Here is a 4,768-nt window from a genome sequence, read left to right on the forward strand (position 1 = left end):
GGCATTAGGGAGGCGACGCTGTCGACCGGCGCAGCCATCATTTCCGGCAGCGCTTATGATGCGATTGCCGAGGATATGGTCGACATGGAGACCTTCGCCTGCCTGCGAGCCTGCCAATTGTTCGGCGTGCCGCTCGTCGGCCTGCGCGGCATTTCCGACGGGGCTGCCGATCTCCGGCATGTCGGCGACTGGAAGGAGTATCTCCACGTCATCGACGAGAAGCTGGCGGAAGCGGTCACGCGGCTGGAACAGGCGATCGGGTCCGGCGCGCTGCAATTTGGACCGTCGCATGAAGACGCGCAATCGGATTGAGGGAGGCACCTCGCAACCCATTGCGCCGACTCGTTTCTTTCTCTAAACGCTCGCCATGAAGATAGCCAATCATCCCGACACCGTCCTGATTGTCGATTTCGGCAGCCAGTTCACGCAGCTCATCGCCAGGCGCATCCGCGAGGCCGGCGTCTTTTCCGAGATCGTGCCGTTCCAGTCGGCCGAAGCGGCGTTCAAGCGCATCAATCCGAAGGCGGTGATCCTGTCCGGCGGCCCGGCCTCGACCGGCGACATCGGCAGCCCGCGCGCGCCGCAGATCGTCTTCGACGCCGGCGTGCCGGTGCTCGGCATCTGCTATGGCCAGATGGCCATGTGCGTGCAGATGGGCGGCGTCGCCGAAAGCTCCGACCATCGCGAATTCGGCCGTGCCTTCGTCGAGATCCAGAAGGACAGCCCGCTGTTTGAGGGCTTGTGGGCGCCCGGCCAGCGCCACCAGGTGTGGATGAGCCATGGCGACCGCGTCATCTCCCTGCCCAAGGGATTTGAGGTGTTCGGAAAATCGGAAGGCTCGCCCTTCGCCATCTTCGGCAATGTCGAGCGCAAGATGTACGGCATCATGTTTCACCCCGAAGTGGTGCACACGCCGGACGGCGCCCGGCTGCTGCAAAACTTTGTCCACAAGATCGCCGGCATCGAGGGCGACTGGACGATGCGCGCCTACCGCGAGCACGCGGTCGAGACGATCCGCAAGCAGGTCGGCAAGGGCAAGGTCATCTGCGCGCTTTCGGGCGGCGTCGATTCCTCGGTCGCCGCGCTGCTGATCCATGAGGCGGTCGGCGACCAGCTCACCTGCATCCTTGTCGACCACGGGCTGATGCGCAAGGACGAGGCATCTGGTGTGGTGGAGATGTTTCGCCAGCACTACAATCTGCCGCTCATCCTGGTCGACGCCTCGGACCGTTTTATCGGCGCGCTCGAGGGCGAGTCGGACCCGGAGAAGAAGCGCAAGACCATCGGCCGGCTGTTCATCGAGGTGTTCGAGGAAGAGGCCGAGAAACTTGGCGGCGCCGATTTCCTGGCGCAGGGCACGCTCTATCCCGACGTCATCGAAAGCGTTTCCTTCACCGGCGGCCCGTCGGTGACGATCAAGTCGCACCACAATGTCGGCGGCCTGCCCGAGCGCATGAACATGCAACTGGTCGAGCCGCTGCGCGAACTGTTCAAGGACGAGGTGAGGGCGCTCGGCAAGGAACTCGGCCTGCCCGACAGCTTCATCGGCCGGCATCCGTTTCCCGGCCCTGGTCTCGCCATCCGCTGCCCGGGCGGCATCACCCGCGAAAAGCTGGAGATCCTGCGCGAGGCCGACGCCATCTATCTCGACGAGATCCGCAAGGCCGGCCTCTACGACGCCATCTGGCAGGCCTTCGCCGTGCTGCTGCCGGTGCAGACCGTTGGTGTGATGGGCGATGGCCGCACCTATGAATTCGTCTGCGCGCTACGCGCAGTCACCTCGGTCGACGGCATGACGGCGGATTTCTACCACTACGACATGGCGTTCCTCGGTGCCGCCGCCACCCGCATCATCAACGAAGTGCGCGGCATCAACCGCGTCGTCTACGACGTGACGAGCAAGCCGCCCGGCACGATCGAATGGGAATAAAGGTGCATCATTAGCTAGCTTTCGGTAAGTATCGATCAGAGTTGTATAAGCCTCTGAAATAAGTGTGTTTTCCTTACTGCATCTATCGCCATCTATCGCCTGGAAGCGGAATCATTTGGCGGTAAATTTGACGGCATGCGTTTCAGCGTTCTCTTTCCTGCCATGCAATACCGTCGTCCCGCCGATTGCAAGCGCACTCACTTCTTGCCCATCAAAGCATTGAAATACAATGATCGTTCCTAACAGTTGACGGTAAAAATTAATGACGGTAAAATTGGCGGCCGAGAAACCCAAGTTGTGATCCGATCCTCTGTCATTATGTTAACAGATATTGCCCTTAAGCGGCTGAAACCGAAAGACAAAATGTACAAAGTTGCCGACCGTGACGGTATGTACGCTGCGGTGTCTCCGACTGGGCAGATTGCGTTTCGGTACGACTACCGGACCAATGGTCGGAGAGAGACTGTGACGCTGGGCCGATATGGGAACGGAGGTCTCACGCTGGCAGAGGCACGCGACCGCTGCCTTGCCGCGCGAAAAATGGTGGCAGCCGGAAAGTCGCCGGCGCAAGAAAAGCAGCGCGAGAAGCGTCGCCTGTCAGGCACGGCGAGCTTCGGGGATCAAGGCAAGCGCTGGTTAAAGGAAGCGAAGATGGCGGATAGCACCCGCTCGATGCGCAAGGCTATTTTCGATCGCGACATTTTGCCGATTTGGGAAAAAAGACTCCTAACCGAAATAACACCTGACGACTTGCGGGCGCTCTGCGCAAAGGTGAGGGATCGTGGTGCGCCGGCAACCGCCGTCCATATCCGCGATGTCGTGAAGCAGATCTATAGCTACGCCATTCTGCACGGCGAGAAGATCGCCAACCCTGCGGACGAGGTGGGACCAGCCTCAATTGCCACGTTCGAGGCGAAAGACCGCGCTCTGTCGCCTGCAGAAATCCGGATAATGCTGAAAGAGTTGGAAAACGTGCCGACGCTGCCGACGATTCGGGTCGGCCTAAAGTTCATCCTGCTCACGATGGTCCGAAAGAGTGAACTACTCGAGGCGACTTGGGACGAGGTCGATTTCGAGAACGCCGTCTGGAGCATCCCAAAAGAGCGAATGAAGCGGAAGAAGCCGCATAACGTCTACCTGTCACAGCAATCCCTCGATATCATGATCGCGCTCAAGACTTGTGCGGCGAACTCCCGATATGTGCTGCCGTCCCGCTACGATGCCGATGAGCCCATGTCGCGCGCGACGTTCAATCGGGTAACCGCGGCGATTGTCGAGCGGGCAAAGCAGCAAGACTTTCCGCTCGCGCCTTTCACAGTGCACGACCTTCGGCGCACCGGCTCAACACTCCTGAACGAGATCGGATTTAATCGCGACTGGATTGAGAAATGCCTTGCCCACGACGACAGGCGGTCCTCTCGAGGTGTCTACAACAGAGCTGAATATGAGCCGCAGCGTCGTCATATGCTGCAGGAATGGGCGGACATGGTCGATGCGTGGGCGGCAGGCAAAAAGCACACGCCCAGACTCCAGCCGCCTGCAGAGGCAGCGGTTATCCTTGATCCGATTTGACGGGTCTTGCCTTTCGTAGTCTTACGTCAGGCGCAGGCTTGGTCTTGATTTTTCCGACAGATGACGCATTCCGCCGCTCCTCGATCCACGCTTCGACTTCTGCCAAGTCCCAAACAACACAGCGGGCGGTGAGATTGAAGCGTCGTGGGAACTCGCCACGCTGTTCCATCTCATAGACGGTCGTATCAGACAGGGGAACGATTTCTCGCAGCTGCGACCGGCGAACAGTTCGCACTACTCGACGCGACGCGATGTGTGGTAGAACCAGAAGTGGATCCGGCTGCCCAATTTCGATGCCCTTGAATTTATCGACCTCGGAAGACTGCTGCCGTTTGACCATTTGCGTGACCGGGATGGATTGCCTTACTGGCCAACAATCGCGCAACTTTTCGAGGTTTCGTACAGCCCTCAATTGCGACCACGTATCCTCGCCTACTGACGTGAAGACTCAAGGGCATTTCACTGCGGATTATGTCAGGACCGCACCACCAATGGGATCCATCGAGCAGGCGCTGCATAAGGTCCGACAGGCGATCCTTGCTGCAGGCTTCTCGATGCTCGAATATCTCAAGCTGCGCGCTGACAATGACCTTGCGCCAATTGACGCGTTAATCGGCCGGCGCGGCTAGATCGCGGCGGAGGCGAAGCGCCGCGAGATCACGCTCACAGCCGAGGACGCGAAGCGCCGCCGGCTTCGCAGTTACGCCGTCGCCGATCTCACCAATCATGAGAGATTGCCGACATGGACAGCGAGACTTGGTCTTTGGTTAAACGGCAGCAGGCTCGGCGGTCGCAACGGCTACCTTGTCAAATACTGTGATGAGAAACGTTGCATCGCCAACATCTTCATCGAAGATGTGCTCGCATATTTCGAATTCCTGCGTGCCTTAGCGTGGCTGATCACGGAGGACGGCAGAACAGCCGATGCCGACCGACAAAAGGTGAAAGGCAATGAAGGCGAGCATAGTTCCTGCTCCGCTTGGTTGTTTGCGGAACCGGACCGAGTGTTGGAAAATGAAAGTTGGGGACAGTGCTCTCCGGCAGTTGATTGCAGACGCATCACAATGCGTATTACTCCGACTCAACCGCGCGGGGAAAACCAATGGCGAAGAAACCCAATGAGACTACGAGCAAGAAAGTTGCTTCGACGGCATCCAAGTTGCTTCGTTCTAACAGCTCCTCAAAGGCAGTCAAATCGGTCGCGGGATCCGCTCTTACGCAAAGGGTGAAAAAAAAGAAATAGCGCCGGTTTGACAGACATGAAGC

At 58.8% G+C, this 4,768-nt stretch carries 7 protein-coding genes; 4 read left to right on the top strand and 3 right to left on the bottom strand.

The window, feature by feature from the left end; genetic code table 11:
- Positions 1–312: 5'-methylthioadenosine/S-adenosylhomocysteine nucleosidase (locus tag EOA86_RS22605; RefSeq protein WP_128343667.1), on the top strand; the 312-nt coding region annotated here is incomplete at its 5' end.
- Between the two features lie 55 nt (positions 313–367).
- On the top strand, positions 368–1,930 hold the full coding sequence (gene guaA, locus EOA86_RS22610) for a glutamine-hydrolyzing GMP synthase (protein ID WP_095494955.1): 1,563 nt from the start codon (positions 368–370) through the stop codon (positions 1,928–1,930).
- A gap of 111 nt (positions 1,931–2,041) precedes the next feature.
- On the opposite strand, the gene EOA86_RS38780 is transcribed toward guaA, so the two are convergent.
- On the bottom strand, positions 2,042–2,224 hold the full coding sequence (locus EOA86_RS38780) for a hypothetical protein (protein WP_164748119.1): 183 nt from the start codon (positions 2,222–2,224) through the stop codon (positions 2,042–2,044).
- Between the two features lie 24 nt (positions 2,225–2,248).
- Between EOA86_RS38780 and EOA86_RS22615 the strand changes: the two genes are divergently transcribed.
- Positions 2,249–3,502: a site-specific integrase gene (locus EOA86_RS22615; protein WP_091595769.1), complete on the top strand. Its 1,254-nt coding sequence runs from the start codon at positions 2,249–2,251 to the stop codon at positions 3,500–3,502.
- Here the strand turns inward: EOA86_RS22615 and EOA86_RS22620 are convergent.
- A complete protein-coding gene (locus EOA86_RS22620) occupies positions 3,483–3,737 on the bottom strand; it encodes an AlpA family phage regulatory protein (RefSeq protein WP_091595894.1) in 255 nt (84 codons plus the stop codon). The genes EOA86_RS22615 and EOA86_RS22620 overlap by 20 nt on opposite strands.
- 256 nt (positions 3,738–3,993) lie before the next feature.
- Here EOA86_RS22620 and EOA86_RS38785 point away from each other — a divergent pair, with 256 nt between their 5' ends.
- The gene (locus tag EOA86_RS38785) at positions 3,994–4,131 is read left to right on the top strand and encodes a hypothetical protein (RefSeq protein WP_164746654.1); all 138 of its coding nucleotides are present in this window, start codon (positions 3,994–3,996) and stop codon (positions 4,129–4,131) included.
- 442 nt (positions 4,132–4,573) lie between these two features.
- Here EOA86_RS38785 and EOA86_RS39545 read toward each other — a convergent pair.
- Positions 4,574–4,768: hypothetical protein (locus EOA86_RS39545; RefSeq protein ID WP_206630101.1), on the bottom strand; the 195-nt coding region annotated here is incomplete at its 5' end.

It is taken from the genome of Mesorhizobium sp. M5C.F.Ca.IN.020.32.2.1 (assembly GCF_004023105.1).
Lineage (GTDB): Bacteria > Pseudomonadota > Alphaproteobacteria > Rhizobiales > Rhizobiaceae > Mesorhizobium > Mesorhizobium wenxiniae.